The sequence below is a fragment of the Gilvimarinus sp. 1_MG-2023 genome, from assembly GCF_030548285.1.
The window spans coordinates 1-262 of record NZ_JAUOSC010001168.1 but is presented as its reverse complement, the minus strand read 5'-3'; the positions used below and the strand labels follow the sequence as shown (position 1 = coordinate 262).

General features: G+C 45.0%; 1 protein-coding gene. It reads left to right on the top strand.

The genetic code is table 11. From position 1 onward, the window contains the following. Nucleotides 1-173 (top strand): FtsW/RodA/SpoVE family cell cycle protein (locus Q4563_RS20535; RefSeq protein ID WP_303605830.1); only part of this gene is annotated, 173 nt, incomplete at its 5' end. Nucleotides 174-262: the final 89 nt, after the last annotated feature.

Here is a 262-nt window from a genome sequence, read left to right as displayed (position 1 = left end):
GCTTGTCCGTTACCTTTTTTATCTATGTATTTGTGAACATCGGTATGGTTAGCGGAATTTTACCCGTGGTAGGTGTTCCACTACCACTGGTCAGCTATGGTGGAACGTCAGTCGTCAGCCTGATGACAGCCTTTGGCCTGATCATGTCCATGGCAATACATCAAAAACGTTAATCAAAATACTTAACAGGGAATCAGTATGACCAGACTTACACGTCAACTGGCAAAGACTTGCCTGGTTATCAGTCTTAGTGGCTCAGCGC